The 16,410-nt window shown below is 56.3% G+C and carries 8 protein-coding genes and 7 pseudogenes; 4 read left to right on the top strand and 11 right to left on the bottom strand.

All coding sequences use genetic code 11. From position 1 onward, the window contains the following. The 6 genes and pseudogenes from H3V53_RS39655 to H3V53_RS39630 form a co-directional block, all read right to left on the bottom strand. Window positions 1-86, bottom strand: a pseudogene (locus tag H3V53_RS39655) (AbrB/MazE/SpoVT family DNA-binding domain-containing protein); the annotation flags it as partial. 197 nt (window positions 87-283) lie between these two features. Continuing rightward, a pseudogene (locus tag H3V53_RS39650) lies at window positions 284-559 on the bottom strand (IS21 family transposase); the annotation flags it as partial. Next, window positions 551-2,010, bottom strand: a pseudogene (locus H3V53_RS39645) (IS3 family transposase); the annotation flags it as partial. The pseudogenes H3V53_RS39645 and H3V53_RS39650, both read right to left, overlap by 9 nt. A 77-nt stretch (window positions 2,011-2,087) precedes the next feature. Next, window positions 2,088-2,960, bottom strand: a pseudogene (locus tag H3V53_RS39640) (class I tRNA ligase family protein); the annotation flags it as partial. Window positions 2,961-3,282: 322 nt separating this feature from the next. Next, a complete protein-coding gene (locus tag H3V53_RS39635) occupies window positions 3,283-5,259 on the bottom strand; it encodes an AAA family ATPase (protein WP_336602481.1) in 1,977 nt (658 codons plus the stop codon). A 140-nt stretch (window positions 5,260-5,399) separates the two neighbouring features. After that, a complete protein-coding gene (locus H3V53_RS39630; protein WP_336602480.1) occupies window positions 5,400-5,756 on the bottom strand; it encodes a hypothetical protein in 357 nt (118 codons plus the stop codon). Between the two features lie 729 nt (window positions 5,757-6,485). Here H3V53_RS39630 and H3V53_RS39625 point away from each other — a divergent pair. Both H3V53_RS39625 and H3V53_RS39620 read left to right on the top strand, forming a co-directional pair. Continuing rightward, window positions 6,486-6,956, top strand: a complete 471-nt coding sequence (locus tag H3V53_RS39625) for an IS4/Tn5 family transposase DNA-binding protein (protein WP_336602479.1) — start codon at window positions 6,486-6,488, stop codon at window positions 6,954-6,956. Window positions 6,957-7,186: 230 nt separating this feature from the next. Continuing rightward, window positions 7,187-7,351: pseudogene (locus tag H3V53_RS39620) on the top strand (IS630 family transposase); the annotation flags it as partial. Between the two features lie 115 nt (window positions 7,352-7,466). On the opposite strand, the pseudogene H3V53_RS39615 reads toward H3V53_RS39620, so the two are convergent. From H3V53_RS39615 to H3V53_RS39595, 5 genes and pseudogenes are all read right to left on the bottom strand, one after another. Beyond that, window positions 7,467-7,733, bottom strand: a pseudogene (locus H3V53_RS39615) (IS66 family transposase); the annotation flags it as partial. Between the two features lie 10 nt (window positions 7,734-7,743). After that, window positions 7,744-8,733, bottom strand: a complete 990-nt coding sequence (locus H3V53_RS39610) for a hypothetical protein (RefSeq protein WP_336602478.1) — start codon at window positions 8,731-8,733, stop codon at window positions 7,744-7,746. 822 nt (window positions 8,734-9,555) lie between these two features. After that, window positions 9,556-10,221 carry a hypothetical protein gene (locus tag H3V53_RS39605; RefSeq protein ID WP_336602477.1) on the bottom strand — a complete coding sequence of 222 codons (666 nt, stop codon included), beginning with the start codon at window positions 10,219-10,221 and terminating at the stop codon, window positions 9,556-9,558. 3 nt (window positions 10,222-10,224) lie between these two features. Further along, window positions 10,225-10,995: a hypothetical protein gene (locus H3V53_RS39600; RefSeq protein ID WP_336602476.1), complete on the bottom strand. Its 771-nt coding sequence runs from the start codon at window positions 10,993-10,995 to the stop codon at window positions 10,225-10,227. Next, a complete protein-coding gene (locus tag H3V53_RS39595) occupies window positions 10,996-11,538 on the bottom strand; it encodes a hypothetical protein (protein WP_336602475.1) in 543 nt (180 codons plus the stop codon). Between the two features lie 1,539 nt (window positions 11,539-13,077). Here H3V53_RS39595 and H3V53_RS39590 point away from each other — a divergent pair. Both H3V53_RS39590 and H3V53_RS39585 read left to right on the top strand, forming a co-directional pair. After that, window positions 13,078-14,493 carry an integrase domain-containing protein gene (locus H3V53_RS39590; protein WP_336602474.1) on the top strand — a complete coding sequence of 472 codons (1,416 nt, stop codon included), beginning with the start codon at window positions 13,078-13,080 and terminating at the stop codon, window positions 14,491-14,493. Window positions 14,494-15,109: 616 nt separating this feature from the next. Continuing rightward, window positions 15,110-16,132: pseudogene (locus tag H3V53_RS39585) on the top strand (IS110 family RNA-guided transposase). Window positions 16,133-16,410: the final 278 nt, after the last annotated feature.

Below are 16,410 nucleotides of genomic sequence, written 5' to 3'. Positions count from 1 at the left end.
CTTTCCCCCGGCTGGATGCCCAGATGCTGCAGGACTTCCTTCCGGAACGTCACCTGGCCCCGGGATGTGACAGTTAGCGTACTCATAACGACCCCTTCAAGTAGATATCGTCATTGTAATGCACATATGCATTACTTGCGGGAGCGCTGGTGATTCACCTGGACGTCGGCTCAAGCTTGCTCTTGCAAGGCGACGGTTTTACCGATACTGTATAAAAACACAGTGTCCGAGGGACCCGGCCATGGAGCATCCGATCAGAATTTATACGGAGAAGGACCGGCACGTAGCCCATCGCCCGGATCTCCCTCAGCAGCCGCTCGACACTCAGTTCGAGGAAGGCACGCACCCGCTCGGTCACATAGCTGACGAACGGGTCGACGACACAAGGTCGCGGCGCACGCGGACCGTAGCGCGGCGCCTGAACGCCGTCACGGATTTACTTCCGAACTGTCTTGCGATCCATACCAAGCCGGGCGGCAATGGCCGAGACGTTCGGTCCCTGCCGATGCAGTTCCTTTCGACGAAGTAAAAATCCCCAGTTGGTTGAAGGCCAGCGAATGTACGAGTCAACGATTTCGATGGATTGATCGATGGTCGTGGTTCGCCAATCACGAGGATAGAACAACTCCGTCTTAAATCGCCCGAAGAAACCCTCGCAGGCTGCATTATCCGGCGAGCATCCTTTGCGCGACATCGAGCGAATCAGTCTGGCAGCCTGCATACGCGAGAGCCATCCTGGCCAGCGATAGTGCGCGCCACGATCCGAGTGAACTACGGGCCGCTCCTTGCAGCCAGCTACTGATTCGATTGCCGCATCCAGCATGGTGTTGACGAGTTCGGCGTCCGGCCGCGTACCGATTGACCAGCTCACAACGAGACCGTCGAAGCAGTCGATAACCGGCGACAGATACACTTTGCCTGCCGGGATATGGAATTCGGTAAGGTCCGTGAGCCATTTCTGATTAGGAGCGGCGGCGTAGAAGTCGCGATTGATGACGTTCTCCGGGGCAGGGCCAATTTCTCCACGATAGGAGCCGTAACGACGTCGCCTGGTCGTGGCAGCGGCCAGACCTTCCTGTCGCATCAAACGACGCACTACCTTCTCCGAGATGAAGACTGTTGCCTGATCAATGCCGCGCGAATCCGACGATAACCGTAGCAACGGTGATTGAGTTCGAAGATGTCCGCGATGACGCGACGCGCGTCAGCATGCCTGTCAGCAACCAACAGCCGCGCACGGTGATAGAAGTAAGAACTGCGTGCAAGACCCAAAGCGGATCACAGCTCCGGCAACGCATGGGTCTGTTTCAGGGCATCAACCAGCATCGTCTTCTCCCGGTTGCTCAGGAGTTGCGGGTTGATGCCCATCCCTTTTTTTATCAGTTCGTTCGCCTTCATCAGAATATCGTGCTCAAGCTGCAGCTTTCGGATGTCGCGTCGAAGCGATTCGACCTGTTGTTCCAGCTCCGCACGCTGATGCTCCGATGCTGGTTTCTTTTTGCGTTTCATAGATGCTGGAACCTCTCGACCGAGTAGCTGATTCTTCCAGTTATACAGCGTTGGCCGGCTCACACCGGCGTTCTCGGCAACCACGCGTGCGCTTTGCTCTCGGGTGCACAGTTCAATGACTGCTGCCTGCTTTACCTTTTGTGATTTCGGAACGCTTCCAACGGCTCGGCCAACAATACGTTTTCTGATTTCTGGACGCAGTTCTTCGATCCAGGCCGCGAGCGTCTCGCGACTCGGATAGCCCAAAGCCCTCAAAGTTGCGGGAGCGCAGCGATCATGGCTCAAATAATGATCGACGGCCACCTTCTTCTGCTCATCGGAATACCTCGCTCTCGAACGGACATAGCCCGCCCGTAGATCGTTGCACTGCTCGTATTCGCGATGCCAGGCTTTGAGAGAGTTCTTGGTCGTGTAGCCCAACTGCCGAATGGTAGCTCCGATGCGTTTGCCCAGCTTCAGGTAAAGGCGAACCGCTCGAATGCGGTCTTCGTATGAGAACATGAACTACCTCCAGGTAGTCCAAGATTTTGTCCGCACCCCCTTCTGGGGAAATCACGGTCGGCATTGACAGCTGGTGTTCACGAACTCTGACTGTCAATCGGCGAGCGCTTGGGAAAAAGAATGGTTTCGCGCACTGAGGTGCCTGCGATGACGCCCTGACCCCATGGCACAGCCCATCGTTTGCCGTTGACGCAGCCGAGCAAATTGCGCAGTTGACCCACCAAACTTGGCAGAACGGGGGCAAGCAAGCCGGAGACAGGGTGAATCCCTTCCGAAAGCGTATGCGGCACCGTATTGACTCGCAGCAAACCAGCATCGGATCGGGCGAGCGCCCATGGCTCGGTCGCTGCGACATAGCCGTTGAGATGCCGGATGAACTCGAATATTGGCTCCATCGCCCGAGCTAGCTTCATGTCATCAATCAGTCCAAGGACATCTATGGGCAGGGCGGCAGCGCGCCGAGCGATTTCCTCTTCCAGCGAGGTGTACGGACCGGGAGAGGGAATCCTGCCATCGCGATACCTGACGATCATCGCGAGGGTACGCGAGACAAGATTTCCCAGGTCATCAGCGAGATCGCGATGCAGGCGGCGTTCGATTGCTTCGTGAGTGATGACGCCGTCAACACCAAACGTCACTTCACGCACCAGCGCATATCGCAACACGTCTGCACCGTAGCGCGCAGCTGCTTCGAGCGGATCGACTCCGTTACCAAGCGATTTGCTCACCTTGCGCCCGTCAATTCCTAGCAGGTCTCCAGAGGCATAAAGGCGCTGATAGGGCGCAAATCCGAGTGCCTGGGAAATGGCCAGCCAGAACAACGTGTGTGGGCGTAGGATGTCCTTGCCGATGACGTGGCGCGTCGTTGGCCAGAAGTCGCGAAAGGCCTGTCCATCTGGATAGTGGAACGGGGACACATAGCCTAGAAGTGCATCGAACCAGACGTACGTTACGTGCTGGGGATCTCACAGTATCGGTATGCCCCACTTAAGCCGTCCAGGACGGGATCCGATGGTGGCAGCTGATCAAAAGTTTGTCTACCCCCGGCTCCAAATTCTTGATTCGACGAGCTCGAAGTGTGGGCGTGCAACGACGAGACGCATGAGCGACGCCACTACCGATCAGCATGAAACGTGTGTGAAGCAGGGATGATTCAGCGCAATCGACATAAACGAACTCCGGGAAGAACCGGGCACCCAGTTCATCTCATGGAGTCGCCCGGCGCATCGGTAAGGCCGTGCCCCGTTTAGTACAAGCACAGCGTTTTCCGGCTTATCGAGACATCTTCACTTCTTTCAGCCGGCCACTCGCCGCAAACATCGCACTGGCCGCCACGCTGACGTCATCCGAGTTGATTTCGGCAACCTGATGACGCAAGACGCGTACTGCCGCAGTGTCTATCATTCGCTGCAGTAAGGCCTCGGTATCTGCGATGGATTTGCCCGCGAGAACCTCATTTAACCGATCGCGGACACCGGGCATGATCACATAGCGGGCGCCGGCCATCTGGCGCAGCTTCGAGACGATGTAACGCTCGAGTCGAGCAGAGCTCGGTACGTCGAAGAAGATACGTTCGGAGAATCGTCCACCGCGAAGGGCTGCAGGATCAATCGCGTCGATGTGATTGGTGGCCGCAATGTAGATCACATCGCGGACGCGTCCATCACTGCCGTCGAGCGCCGTCAGGATTCGATTTGTGATTGAGGCCACATTCGAATACCGACGATCGCGCAAAATATCATCGCTTTCGTCGATAAAGACGATCACTGGACGGATGTCGTAGGCTTCTTTGATCAGTACATCAAACGCCTCGGGATTTGCGATGATTTCGGCGCCCGTGGTTTTCAGAAAGGCGAAGTCAGCTGCTTTCACGAGAGCCATCGCCGCTTGCGTTTTACCTGTGCCTGGTGCGCCAAAGAACAAGAGGCCGCGTGGCATTTGTCCGCCCATTTTTTCAAGACGATAGACATGCCGCATTTTGAACGCCAGGTCTCGCAATGCATCGTGCGACTGCTCGGGCATGATAATCTCGTCGATCGTTTTCACGTTCGCGGGCAAGGCTCCCCGGCGCCCTGCGAGCAATCGCATGGCCCGCATGCAGGTCTCAAACGTGATCCGGCTGTTCGCGATCGTCCCGTCGCGCTGCATCTCTGACAGTTGTCCACCTAACGCCGTCAGTCGACTCGTACCGAACCCATCCCAACGTTCAGCGAGGCTGTCCACAACAGCCATATCAACGGCAGCCAATCCAGGCGCGCCACCTATGCTCTTTCGCAGGATTGCTCGACGTGCTTCCAGATCAGGCGGAGGAACTTCGATCTTGTAGTCGAACCGACCTTCCCGGATGCTGGCGCGATCAAGTCGCTCGAAACAATTGGTGGCCGCGACAAGAACAATGGGCTTTCTTCGACAGGCGACGATTTCCGTCAGCATCACGTTCGTCAGATCCTGATCCATGTGATGCGCGCCGGCGTCCCGAGGCTTGCAAAAGGAATCGTATTCGTCAATAAGCATTAAGCATGGCGTATTTCGCTTCGCATGTTCGAAAGTACTGCTAGCTTTCTGAGGCGTCTCGTTGACAAATTTTGAGGCGACATCGCCGTACGTGATGGGAAAAAATGGAATGCCGAGTTCACCTGCCAGCGCCTCGGCAAGGAGAGTCTTGCCATTGCCTGGCTCTCCAAACAGGAGTATGCCGTTTCGACCGCCCGCGTTACCGCTTACAATTTCACGCGCCGCCAACAGCAGCCGCGACTTGGTCTCGGCCATGCCGATAATGTCGGCAAATGAATACTGCGCCCGCCTTATGACATGATCATAGCTGTACTGAGCGGATACCAGCCCGGCCTGGACCGACTGCTGAGGCCGTGCATAAATGCTATCGACCACTCCTGATCTGGTACTGCCAGCCTTCGAATGTCGTTGATGAACATGACGTTGCCACACGACGGTGAGCAACGCGACGCACCAGATCACTGCGGCATAGATGCCGTAGTGGTTGTGCTCAAAGATCACTCGCAGCAATCCCACACTAAACACGGCGAATGCCGCGCGCGTCCATTTAAGGCTTTGTCGTCGCTTCATCCAGATAGAACCACCCGCTATGAGCGACACGAGAATGAGCGCCTGGCAGTCAGTCGTGGTCATATGAAAACCGGCGTCTAGCGACGTTTGCAGCATGCACAAAAGCAGAAGCGCAGGCATCCAGAACAGGAATCCGAATACAAAGCGGAACATCTCCAAAATCATTTTACCTCCCGACGATATTTAGGAGCAGGCGACAGCCATGTTGGACCATCAAAAATGCGATCTTCCAACCGGACTCAGCCAACGCAAGCCGATGGGGACGAACGTCACACAGAGAACATTCGTCCTCTTGCACCTTTGAATCAGAACGGATCGAAGTTCTTTAACCCTTCACGTGCCTCATGAACCAGATGCGGGATGCAGGACACAAGGATGTCTGCAATCCGACCAGTAATAGCGAGCAGAAGGAGCTTGAGTACGTTGGTTGCGATCAGGGGTAGTCCCACGCCAGCGGTAAAGTGCGCCTCAAGCGCGGCACGCAATTCGTTTGCGAGCCAAAGTCCTCCGGAAAGGACAGCCACGATCACAACAAAAGGAATCGAGATCGTCAGTGCCGCAACGATGTTAAGCACGACCCAGGCAGCGGGCGGTAACGGGATGCGAGCATCAGGCAGCAAGATTGGCCAGAGTCTCTCAGGAGTAGGTTTTTTGTTTTTCATCTTGAGTTTCCAATTTCTCGAGATACGAAGGTAGATGCATCGAATCTGGATGGTCTTGTTAGGGAATCGGTATAAATGTCGCCGGGGAATTTCATCGATGCCACGTCTTTTTTCGAATCCATTTAAAAATTTTTACGACGGGCGACACGTAATCACACAGCAATTCAAAACACTCGGTATAGAAAATTTTCCAGTAACGGACGATGTTCTTCATGGTGGAGAAAGTAGGTAACCGTGAAATGAATCGACCTGGTAGTTTGCCAACTGTCACCGCCAGGCCGTACTGTCGAATTGAACTCTGGTTCGCAATATTCAGGGCGTACCTCGTTTGCAATTCAAGTTCAGTATCTCCGGCCTATCCGGCAACGCAAATTGAGTGCGTCGCGGTGCAAGACGACAGTTGGCCTTATGCTTTCTCACAAAGTGCATTACGAATAGAGGCCGACCTGACGAGAGCCGGGTGCAATACCGACCCGTAGAACAAGTGAAGTCGAGACGCTGCGGCCGCATCGCTGGTAACCGACTGTCATCGTTGAATAGCTCTACCCGTCAAGACGCGTTTGCCGATCGCTTTAATTCCGCGAAAGCCTGGCATCGCGAATACGAACAGTGTCGTGATTTACGGACCGGCTATGTTCGTTCGAGGCGTAAGCGTGGCGCTAGCCTTGCAATTACCCACAGCGCGAAACCTGGTAACCTGGCATACGTCACGTTCCATACGCACGCGGGATGGCCGGTAAGCGACACCCGGATAATCGTTCGTGGTTCGATCTGGAAGTCCAGGGAAGCGAATTCCAGGACACCAGGCTGCGCCGCCGCTTCGCAAGCCTGCTCGAGAAGCTGTGGGACGGCATGGGGCAGACGATCCCGTTCGCCTGTCAGGACTGGGCTTCGACCAAGGCTGCGTACCGGTTTCTGTCCAATGACCGCGTCAGCGAACACGATATCCTGAGCGGACATTTCCACGCGAGCGCCGAGCGCGTGAAGGCCATCGATGGGCCAGTGCTTATCCTGCAGGACACGACGGCATTCTCGTACCAGCGCGAGCGTCCCGAACTCATCGGCTACACGGGCAAGACGACCCTGCGCACGGGGAAGAACGGCATGGGCCCGCGACGACCGCTCACGCAATGCGGCATCCTGATGCATTCGAGTCTTTTGCTACTGCCGATGAATTGCCACTTGGCCTGGCTGCAGTGAAATTCTGGACAAGAAGGCGGTTCAAGGGGGCTTCTGAACTGAAGCTTCATATCAATACCACGCGCGTACCGATTGAGGAAAAGGAAAGCTGGCGCTGGCTGGAAAATATGCGCCAGTCGACTGAACTTCTCGACGATCCGGTGCGTTGCATTCACATCGCTGACCGGGAAAGCGACATTTACGAGCTGTTTTGCAACGCATATCATCTTTCCACCTACTTCCTCGTGCGTATCCGACGCGGTTCCTTCAGAAATGTGCGCCAGCTCATCACCAGCATCGAGCGCTATGTCGCACGCTACAACCAGCACAACCGTCCCGGTGTCTGGACCGCAACCGCTGATTCAATCCTTCAGAAGGTGGCTCGGTTATGCAAATTTATCTCTGGGACGAAACACTTGGAGACCGCCTTTTTATGGTTTGCTGCGGCACACAAACCTCGTGGAGGTGCGAAGAGCCGATCCATGTAGCGTTTGGCTCGATGCAACTCCGCATAATTCTCGACTACGCGTAACGTCGACCGATGGCCACCCCGCGTAGCGCGCGCTCGACTGGCAGATTGTCGATTTCGAGCTGGCCGTCATCGCAATAGCGCGTGAGCGCTTCCCACCGGTTCAGCGCATAGAGGATCACCTGACTCGTATCCGATTTGCGCGAGAGCGTTTCCAGCGTCGTCGTGAGCCACGCATGGAATCGGTCAAGTAGCGGTCGCGCGTGCGCTTGGCGATACGCACGGCGCTCGTCGGGCGGTTTGCACTCCTCACTTACATCGGGTTGCACTTGCGCGAATTCATGCATCGCCGTTCCCAGCCTTCATAAGGAGATCACCGAGCGCGCGCAGTTGCGTAGCTGCTGCGAGGATGGACGCGCGGGCGTCGGGGGAGTGGTCTCTAGCGTTGGTGAGGATGTCCAGCGGAAACTTGCGCGTGATCTCGTCGACAGCCGCGCTCAGTTCGGCCAAGGTCTGCTGCGCAGCACGCGATGAGACAGCGGCGGTCTGGAGTTGCTCCAGTTGTGTCTTGGTTTCACCCAATCGCGCCTGGGCGTCAGCGAGTTCGCGTTCAGCGGTCTTGCGCATCGCCTCGATCGCGGCGATTGCTGCTTCGTTGCTCGTATAACCTTCGGGCGGGCGGATTTCGGTTACGGTTTCGTACCAAACCTCGGCAGTAGTTGACTGGAGCGTTGCGATCGTCTGCTCCATCTGCGCGATGTCCTGCTGGTATGCCTGTACTTCGGCTTCGAGTCGGGAGACGGCGGCCGCGGTTTCACGCTCCTGAATCTGGTTGCGATCGGCCCGTGCGGTCTCGCTTATCAAGAGGCGGTCTGCTTCGACCAGTCGGGCCTCGGTGTTGGCAAGATTGGCCGCTGCTTCGAGGAGTTCTTCTGACTTCGCGGACAGTTGGCCCTTCAGGCACGAAATCACTTCCTCGTCGTCAGATTTCGTCACTTTACCCTGACTCGCGAGAAGTTTGACTTTTTCAAAGACCTCGGGGTCGAGATCATCGCTAAGCATGTTGAAAACGAAGAAATGGATGTTCGTGATGTCCGTGATCAGTTGACCATCCTCTGTCAGGAAGTGCGCGCGAACGATGACGCCCATCCTGGCGTACCGGTAGGTTGTAGTCTTGCTGAAGTTGAAGTGAGTGTGACAGAACTCCCGGAACATCTCGGAGTTGTCGATAACCTCTCTCAGCTCGGCGACCGCCACCGCCGTCTCGTCGATAGCATGGACCGCGGCGCGATGCCCGATGCGGATGGTCTGCGCAAGCGCAATAACCAACTGTTGCTTCTCGGCGCAAGGCCGACTGGCAGCAACATCTGAATCAACGACGGAACGGTCGCGACGACTGCTTCAATATCAGCGGGCATGTGAGCTCCTTATACACACATAGACATACCCCCCTCCCGAGTGCCACCCCTATCTGGAAGACCTAAAACGAAAGCAAGCGATTTCAAACCTTTATTTGCGCCGACCGGGTGGGGATCTGGGCATGGAACCACTATCGGAAGAAAGCGGGCCGAGTTCAGAGCACGTTTCAAAAATTTTTCGAAAAAGTCTCTATTCGCGTCGCGGATGGGTTGCGTGCTCACGGCGGCTCACGCCACAAAGTTGCGATCTGGCGTGTTTCCTCTGTCACGTTTCCTTTAAAAATCAAGGACAAAGGGGTCGCGAGTTGTGCCACCGTGGGAAAACGCGCGGCGCGACGACGCAGAAAAGCGGAACCCGGCGTTGGCTACACGGAAGGAGACAATTGGAAATTGATGACGCGAAATCGGGCCGTGCGAAGACGTCCGTCGTGAAGAGGTGGACCGGGAGGTCCCGAAGATGTAATGCCGAACGCTTGGCGCTGCGTCGCCCCGATGCTGCGTGAGGCATCATTCGGTGGCTCGTGATCTGGGCCGTCACATAGGCGGCGCTTAGAAGGCCTCGACCGAATGTGCCGCGAGTATATAACTCACTCAAAAAAGCGGTGAATTGCCAGACGTCTGCCGGTCCGGTCTTGGGGGTCCGAAGGTCTGAGCGAACGAGCGCAGATTTTTATCGCGGACCTCGGTTCAGTCCGCGAAAGGGAGGAAAAGGGGAGGGAAACGGAAATGCAGGCTATCTGGAGATCAGATGCGCCCGTAGTGCGATATCAACGCCGGCGGCCAAAACAGCCGTAATCAGGAGTGGAGGGAGGGCGTCGAGGCACCACTGGTGGAGTTGCCGTAGCCATCGGCGGCAAGCGTAAGAGAACCGTTGCAGAAATTGGGCATTGTGTGGGGCTATTGGCAATGGAGTTTCTCCGTTGGCCGCGGCTTCGAGGCTCTCGAGGCGTCGGTCGAAGCCCTTCTGCTGCTGCAGCAGCGACTCGTCGAATGCCCTTTGGTGTCGTTTGAGCGTTTCGTCGAAGCCCTTCTGCTGCTGCAACAGCAGTTGCTTAATCTGCTCTAACGTTCCCTCAGTCAGCGCTTTGGTGTTGTCGTCAATTGATTCGGCAATCGAATCGAGAGCCGCATATGCGTTCAGATTGACAGCCTCAGCGATACGTTTGATCTCCGCGCCCCAGAGTGTTTCGCTTTTTGCTTCGTCTGCCGCTTTTTGTATTAGCGATGCGACCTCGTTGCCCCTTCTGATTGAGTGTTCCGTCGCGATCAGAAGGCGCTGATGACTCTCCGTGGCATGGTTGAAACTCTCGATCGTCTCCACGAAGAGGTCGTGCTGAAACAGATAGCGGATGACTTCCGCCGTATAAGGATCAGGAAGAGAATTGGGATCGCGGCGCACGCCTTACTCCATGTCGACCACGATGGCTTCGTCCGTGATTACCGCAGGACCGATGTCCAGTTCTTCGAATGCGCGATCCAAGATCGCGATGGTCTGCGCGGCCATGCCTTGCGCCAGTTGCTTGGTGACATATTCAATCCGCTCCATGGTATTCCCCTGGCCTTTCGATTCACGAACCAAGGCACGATAGTCGGTCTTGTCGGCGAGGATGTTCTGCCATGTGAGCCCGTTTGCGGCCATATGCGCAAACAGAGGCAGGGTGGGAACATAGCAATTCGGATTGATCTGGATCCGCGGATCTTTCTCTGCCTCCGCGAATAGAGCCGCAAAATCGACATCGATAGGTCGCCGTGGCGTCGGGATCGAGACCTTGTTCAAAATGACACGCAAGCGACTTGGGTCCAGACCGGCGTTCAACAGTGTCTGAATAGTCGTGATTGTCTCAAGCTGCGTGCGGTCTTGCTTCTCGCAGGGAACGATCACGTAGTCGAACAGCGACAGCCCGCCGACGATCAACATCTGGTGAACGAACTCGGTGAAATTCGACGATCCGACGTCCGTGATTGTATTGGTGCCCTCAGCCATCATCAGTTGCTCGATGTAGGCCAGATAGTCCTGTGCCTCGAAAAGGCGCACGGGTTCACCGTATCGCTCTGCGCCAAAGTTCGAGTTTTCGATAGACAGCAGCTCAGCCCCCAGGCGAGGGCGTAGCAATACAGCGGCAAGGGTGCTTTTGCCGACGCTGCCGGTGGTATGGATGATCAAGACGTTCATCTATCGTTCCTTTGGAGTATTGCCAGTGTTAAGCGGTTGCGCGTCGGCTGGCTTGCCATTTTTTTCGAAGCGGCGGGCAAGAACCGTGCTCTTAAGTGCGATCGCCGGATTGCTGGTCACAACCACTTCGTGTAGCCGTGTATCGAGACGCCGTCCTACTGGCGTGATTGGACTCTCAGCTTGAGACTCTGCGGAGTTGATTGGAACATCGTAGTCGACATGAGTGGATGGGGTGTGGCGGAAAAGCACGTCTTTTTGCGCAGCATTCGGCGCACTTGGGTGCGTGCCTTCCCGAGTACTGTCAGACTCGCCCGGAGTGGGCGAGGCGGAAGGATCAACTCGAACCGCTCTGTCGGGATAGCGCGGAACCTGTTGTTGAGTCCGCGAAGCTCCCACGCGATTCGATTCAGCCGCTTGTTGGATCGCCGGCTCTGACACGTTATTCGCGGCCGCGAGGCAGTGCGCTCTTACCGCCTGCCGCGATACGTGCACGTCCTCGAATTTAGCAAGATACGCAGCGATGTCCGCGTACGTGAAGTCCATATCGAGTAATGCTTTGATCAAGGTCCCGTGAGCCTCGAGTTTCCTGGTTCTCGCGGCGCGACGTCGCTCAGCGAGGAAGTGGTGAGCGTTATCCAGATGATTTGAATTGGGGGGCATTTCCTGGCCGGCTTTTACGGGGAGTTCGGTTTTTAAGATTGTTGGTCACATCTGTCCGTTTTGTGCGACGGAATGCACCATCTATGCGGGCGACATTCGACAAAGAATGACAATTGACGGAAGAGAGTGACAGAGCGTGTTATGCGCTGACAATCAGGTCGACAAACGGTGACAATGTAAGCGGGAAGTGTGGGGAAGAGCCGACAACCGATCGACAAACGGTGACAATCTAATCGGGAAGTGTGGGGAAGTGCCGACAACCAATCGTCAATTGATGACAAATTAAGCGGACAGTGCGGGGAAGAGCCGACAATGCGCGGCAACGGCGCGTAACGAAGGCGAATGGGTCGGGAAGGTTAGCGGAAACGACGGCAATCGAGGTAAAGGCTCTTAATCTACAGTTGGCGTGTCCGGCGTCGGCATAGTGTGTGAGAGCTATGAAATAGTTCGACAGGCCGCGACAACATAAAGCACCTGTCGACGAACTAACGATGAGTGTGTCCGCGCCAGTAGAGAAAGCTGCGATCGCGTTAAGACGTAGCCTTGAGCCATTCTTGAGAGGAAGCGGTTCAATGACGTGGCCAGTAAGCGTTGCAACAACTATTGCAGGTTCTTTAGGCATGTGTTCTACTGCTGCCAACGCTCAATTTTTTTAGTAATTCGAGCTTGCAGGTTACGGTTCCAACGTGCCGCCGATGCGGCAGTTCCCGACTCGCAAGGGAACACCCCTCCAAAAGAAGCAGTCGCACGACGCTTCTCGTAGTTGCTTCAAGAACGATCCAACGCCTCACGGCGTTTTTTTTCAGTCAAGTGAATTCCGGGGACATTCCGGGACAGAGGCAAGGGGCAAACCCTTGACGGATCCGGCCGAGCGGGAGGTTTCCGGCGGCTTAACTACAACATTCGTGTCATCGGTCATCAACGCCAACACACCGCAAAAGAAGCTTTTGCCGTCCGCTTGGACGGGCCAATTACCAGCGCGCACGCGCGGTCTCGGATAGCTTCCTCCTGCCTGCGCGGCGGGAGTCCTTAATCCCTTGGAGGTACATGCGCTATCTCAGAACCATCCCAATCGCGGGCATGGAGCGCATAGGCGTGGCTCCCCTTTAAAGGGCCGGCACCAGAGCTACGTGCTCGGGTAACTCTGCACCGAGAGGACAGGGCCCAAGTGGTGAGCTACCAGACGTCAGCTTCCCATTGCGGAATCGAACATTTTTACGAACCTATGTGGCGTCTACCACGCATGTGAAATGCGGGAGTGTCGGACTCCCAGGCGCGCTGTAAAGCGCTCCACGCTCCACCCGATGGCGAGATCGGATAAGGGCTCCGGCAGTTACCAACCGGATAGATGGCGCGAGCCATCTATGCCGCCCCAACCATCAAATCAGGGTGTCGGTATTCGACACCATGGGAGAAGTGAAGATGACCAGGTTTGACATCCGTTCGGAAGCCGGTAAGCCGCACATCAGACCCATCGCGATCCCAAAGCCGGCCGGGTGGCGCGCGCTGGTGCAGGAGGTCATCTCCCCCAACGTGAAAAAGCGCGTCAATGGGAGAGTTGCCTCGCATCGGACGCAGGAACTGAATTCGCGCGTCATCTTTCATTGCTTCAACACGTGGCATCAGCAGCTGGGCATGCGCATCATGAACCCGTACAACCTTGCGGAGAAACACATCGCCGCCCTCGTCCGATACTGGTACGAGGAGCAAAAGGCCGCGTCCACGATGCGAAACGATCTGTCGATTTTGCGCAAGTTTTGCGGGTGGTTGGGGAAGCCGAATCTGGTAAAGCCGCTCGATTACTACCTCCCGGGTGTCGACCGCGAAAGGCTGAAGGTAAGTACAGTTGCGAATAAGACGAAATCGTGGAGTGCGAACGGCGTTGATCTTGAGGCGAAACTGAAGGAGGCGTTCGAGCTCGACCACACGATGGGGATGCTGCTTTCCATGCAGCTCGCGTTTGGCTTGCGCAAGAAAGAGGCATTATGTGTTCGCCCATGGGTTTCCGACCAGCGGGATCTGGGACACGCGGCATTCATCCTTTACACGCGCGATGGTACGAAGGGTGGCCGCCAGCGTCTGATTCCCATCGAGTTTGAGTTCCAGGTTCGCGTGCTCGACTATGTGAAAGCACACACGGCGAAACGCAACAGTCTTGGATGGCGCAAGACGCGTCGCGGCAAGGATGCAACCTTGAAAAGCAATCTAAAGGAATACGAGGCCTGCATGGGCGAACTCGGGATGACCAGGGCAAACGGTTCAATCGTGACCGGTCACGGTTTGCGAGCGGAGTTCGCAGAGAACTGCGCACTACTGGAAGGGTTCGTACCGGGCACATTGGGCGGAAGAGCCGACCAGTTGAGCCGCGAGGACCTCAAAAATGCGCAGGTGCGCGTGAGTGAACGCCTCGGGCATAGTTCGTCGCGTAAGACGCTGGCCTACTACGGCAATTTCAAGAAGAGCGACGGCCCTGCTGAGGAAGGTCGCGGCGCAGACGTGGAGGTGGCGGAAGCAACGTCTGAGAACGTTGGTGCGAAGGGCCCGATGTGGCTATCGTCGCCCTTTAACGCAACGGTGACTTCGCCGCTCAAGTTCATCAACACCTACTACCAGGGTGCCCCTGAGGGACGCGTACGACCAACGGAGGATGCGCCGCCGGTTGTGATCACGGCTCCGCTTGTTAATCGAGTGGTCAAGCGCGACGGTCCCGAAAAAGCAGCCGAGGCGAAGGCGGTCTCCAAGCCTTCGCGCCAGCCAATGCCGGATCCGCGTCTCGCGTCGGTTGGCGAAAATATAGGCACATCGGGTAGTTCATCTGGTCAGTACCCCCGGACTTGAGTGCAACATTTCTTTCGGGGGCGCGACGCCCCGGAAGAATTCACTCATACGCGCCGCCGGGCTGGCGCCAGCAGGATGCACCCAGGCAGCGGCAAATCGACGGCCGTCTGCCGGCCGAACCCGGCTGGCGGCAACTGACGAGTTGACTGCAGGTCACGCCACAAAATCTTGATCTGGCGTGCGACGACATGGAATTTTCCTTTTAAATCAATGATCCGCACTGCCCGTTTTGTGCCATCGTGGCACTCGGAAGTTGCGGGATGAGGTGTGGGAATAGAAGGGATAAGCGGCTTAATTCCTAGGCGGGTGCAAAGCGGTTGTCGTGGAGTTTGATATGTCTGTTGAGGCGTCAGGCGGTCAAATGAGGGCGGTTCGAAGTGCAACTAACGGTCTGCTTCCTCTCGCCATTCTCTTAGCTGCTCCAACAAGGCGGTTTTTAGACAGGAGGCCGTGCTGGCTCCGCCACGAAGGCGATTTCACGTCGTCCTGGTCGAGATGGAATGGACACCGCCCTCCCTCTGGGGAATTGGGCACGATTGAGGGCCTCCAGGACCGAACGGCATCAATGTGCCAAAGTGGAGCTGCGACACAACCACTTGAGGAACGGAGGCCCCAGATGAATGCTACGACATACGGACTCGACATTGCAAAACGGGTGTTCCAGCTGTACTGAGTCGACGCCCAAACTGGCGAGATCGCGAACCGGAAGTTCGGACGAGACGATTTGATTGCATTTCTGGCGCAGCGCCCCGCCGGTCGCGTCGCCCTCGAAGCTTGCGGAAGTGCTCACTGGTGGGCGCGCAAGATTCGCGCGCTCGGACACGAGGTCGTGCTGTTACATGCTCAGTTCATTCGACCTTTCGTACAAACGAACAAGACTGATGCGGCGGACGCCCGGGCGATCTGGACTGCAGTGCAGCAACCCGGCATGCGCACGGTTGCCGCCAAGACAGAGGATCAGCAAGTAATGCTAAGCCTTCATCGTATGCGCTCGTTGCGCGTCAAGTTTCGAACAATGCAGATAAATCAGCTGCGTGGGCTGCTGTATGAATTCGGCGTTACGTTTCGTGCAGGACGTGTAGCAGGACTCGACGAGATCAGGGAGCGCATGGCAGAACTCGAAGACACACTGCCACGATCGATACTTCTTAACCTTCTCGAACAGCTGCGTCGCATCAACCTGTTTGAGGAGGACATCAATCAACTCGAGAAGCGGATTGGCGCCTGGCAGAAACACGAAGCTGCATGTCGTGCGATCTCCGAAGTGCCGGGCATCGGCCGCCTGACTGCAACGGCCTTAGTTGCAACAATTGGAGACGCGAAGACATTCAGGTCGGGGCGCGAGTTCGCAGCGTATCTGGGGCTTGTTCCTCGTCAGAATGGTACCGGCGGAAAGATACGGCTGGGCTCGATCTCCAGACGCGGCGACCCATACTTGCGTACGTTGCTGATACATGGGGCGCGCTCTGTTCTGTGTCACACCAAGGTACCGACCGCGTGGCAAAAGGCAATACAGGCGCGACGTCCAGCAAATGTAGCAACAGTGGCCCTGGCGAACAAAATGGCGAGAATCGCCTGGGCGATTCTCGCTCACGGAACTTCGTACGAAGCACATCATGTGAGCAACAGACCTGCATAGCAGGATGAGCACTTTGAAGCGTCGAGGAACTGGTAGGTTGCTGCTTGGGTTGATTTAAATGTGATGGCGAAACAGGTCGGACCGCAGGAACGCAAACCTGAACACAGTCTTGTGCTTCAAGCACGTGGCCGAGATGAGGACGTTCCTGGCGAATTCCATCAGGGCCCGCAGCTTCGGCTGAGCTAAAGTCGAAAGTGGTGTACGGGGGATTGGGGCGAAGGATTGAAGGCGGTGGAGGATTCAGCTGAGAATCTGATTGTCGAAGTCGGAAACCAGCA

The organism is Paraburkholderia bengalensis (assembly GCF_037126505.1).
GTDB lineage: Bacteria > Pseudomonadota > Gammaproteobacteria > Burkholderiales > Burkholderiaceae > Paraburkholderia > Paraburkholderia bengalensis.
Note: the sequence above shows the minus strand (reverse complement) of the source record. Positions and strands in the feature narration are given on the sequence as shown.

Coding starts and splice junctions, on each gene's coding strand:
- H3V53_RS39635 (WP_336602481.1), bottom strand. CDS start 5,259: ATGATTTTGGAGATGTTCCGCTTTGTATTCGGATTCCTGTTCTGGATG.
- H3V53_RS39600 (WP_336602476.1), bottom strand. CDS start 10,995: ATGAACGTCTTGATCATCCATACCACCGGCAGCGTCGGCAAAAGCACC.
- H3V53_RS39590 (WP_336602474.1), top strand. CDS start 13,078: ATGACCAGGTTTGACATCCGTTCGGAAGCCGGTAAGCCGCACATCAGA.
- H3V53_RS39625 (WP_336602479.1), top strand. CDS start 6,486: ATGGCCGGTAAGCGACACCCGGATAATCGTTCGTGGTTCGATCTGGAA.
- H3V53_RS39595 (WP_336602475.1), bottom strand. CDS start 11,538: ATGGACTTCACGTACGCGGACATCGCTGCGTATCTTGCTAAATTCGAG.
- H3V53_RS39630 (WP_336602480.1), bottom strand. CDS start 5,756: ATGAAAAACAAAAAACCTACTCCTGAGAGACTCTGGCCAATCTTGCTG.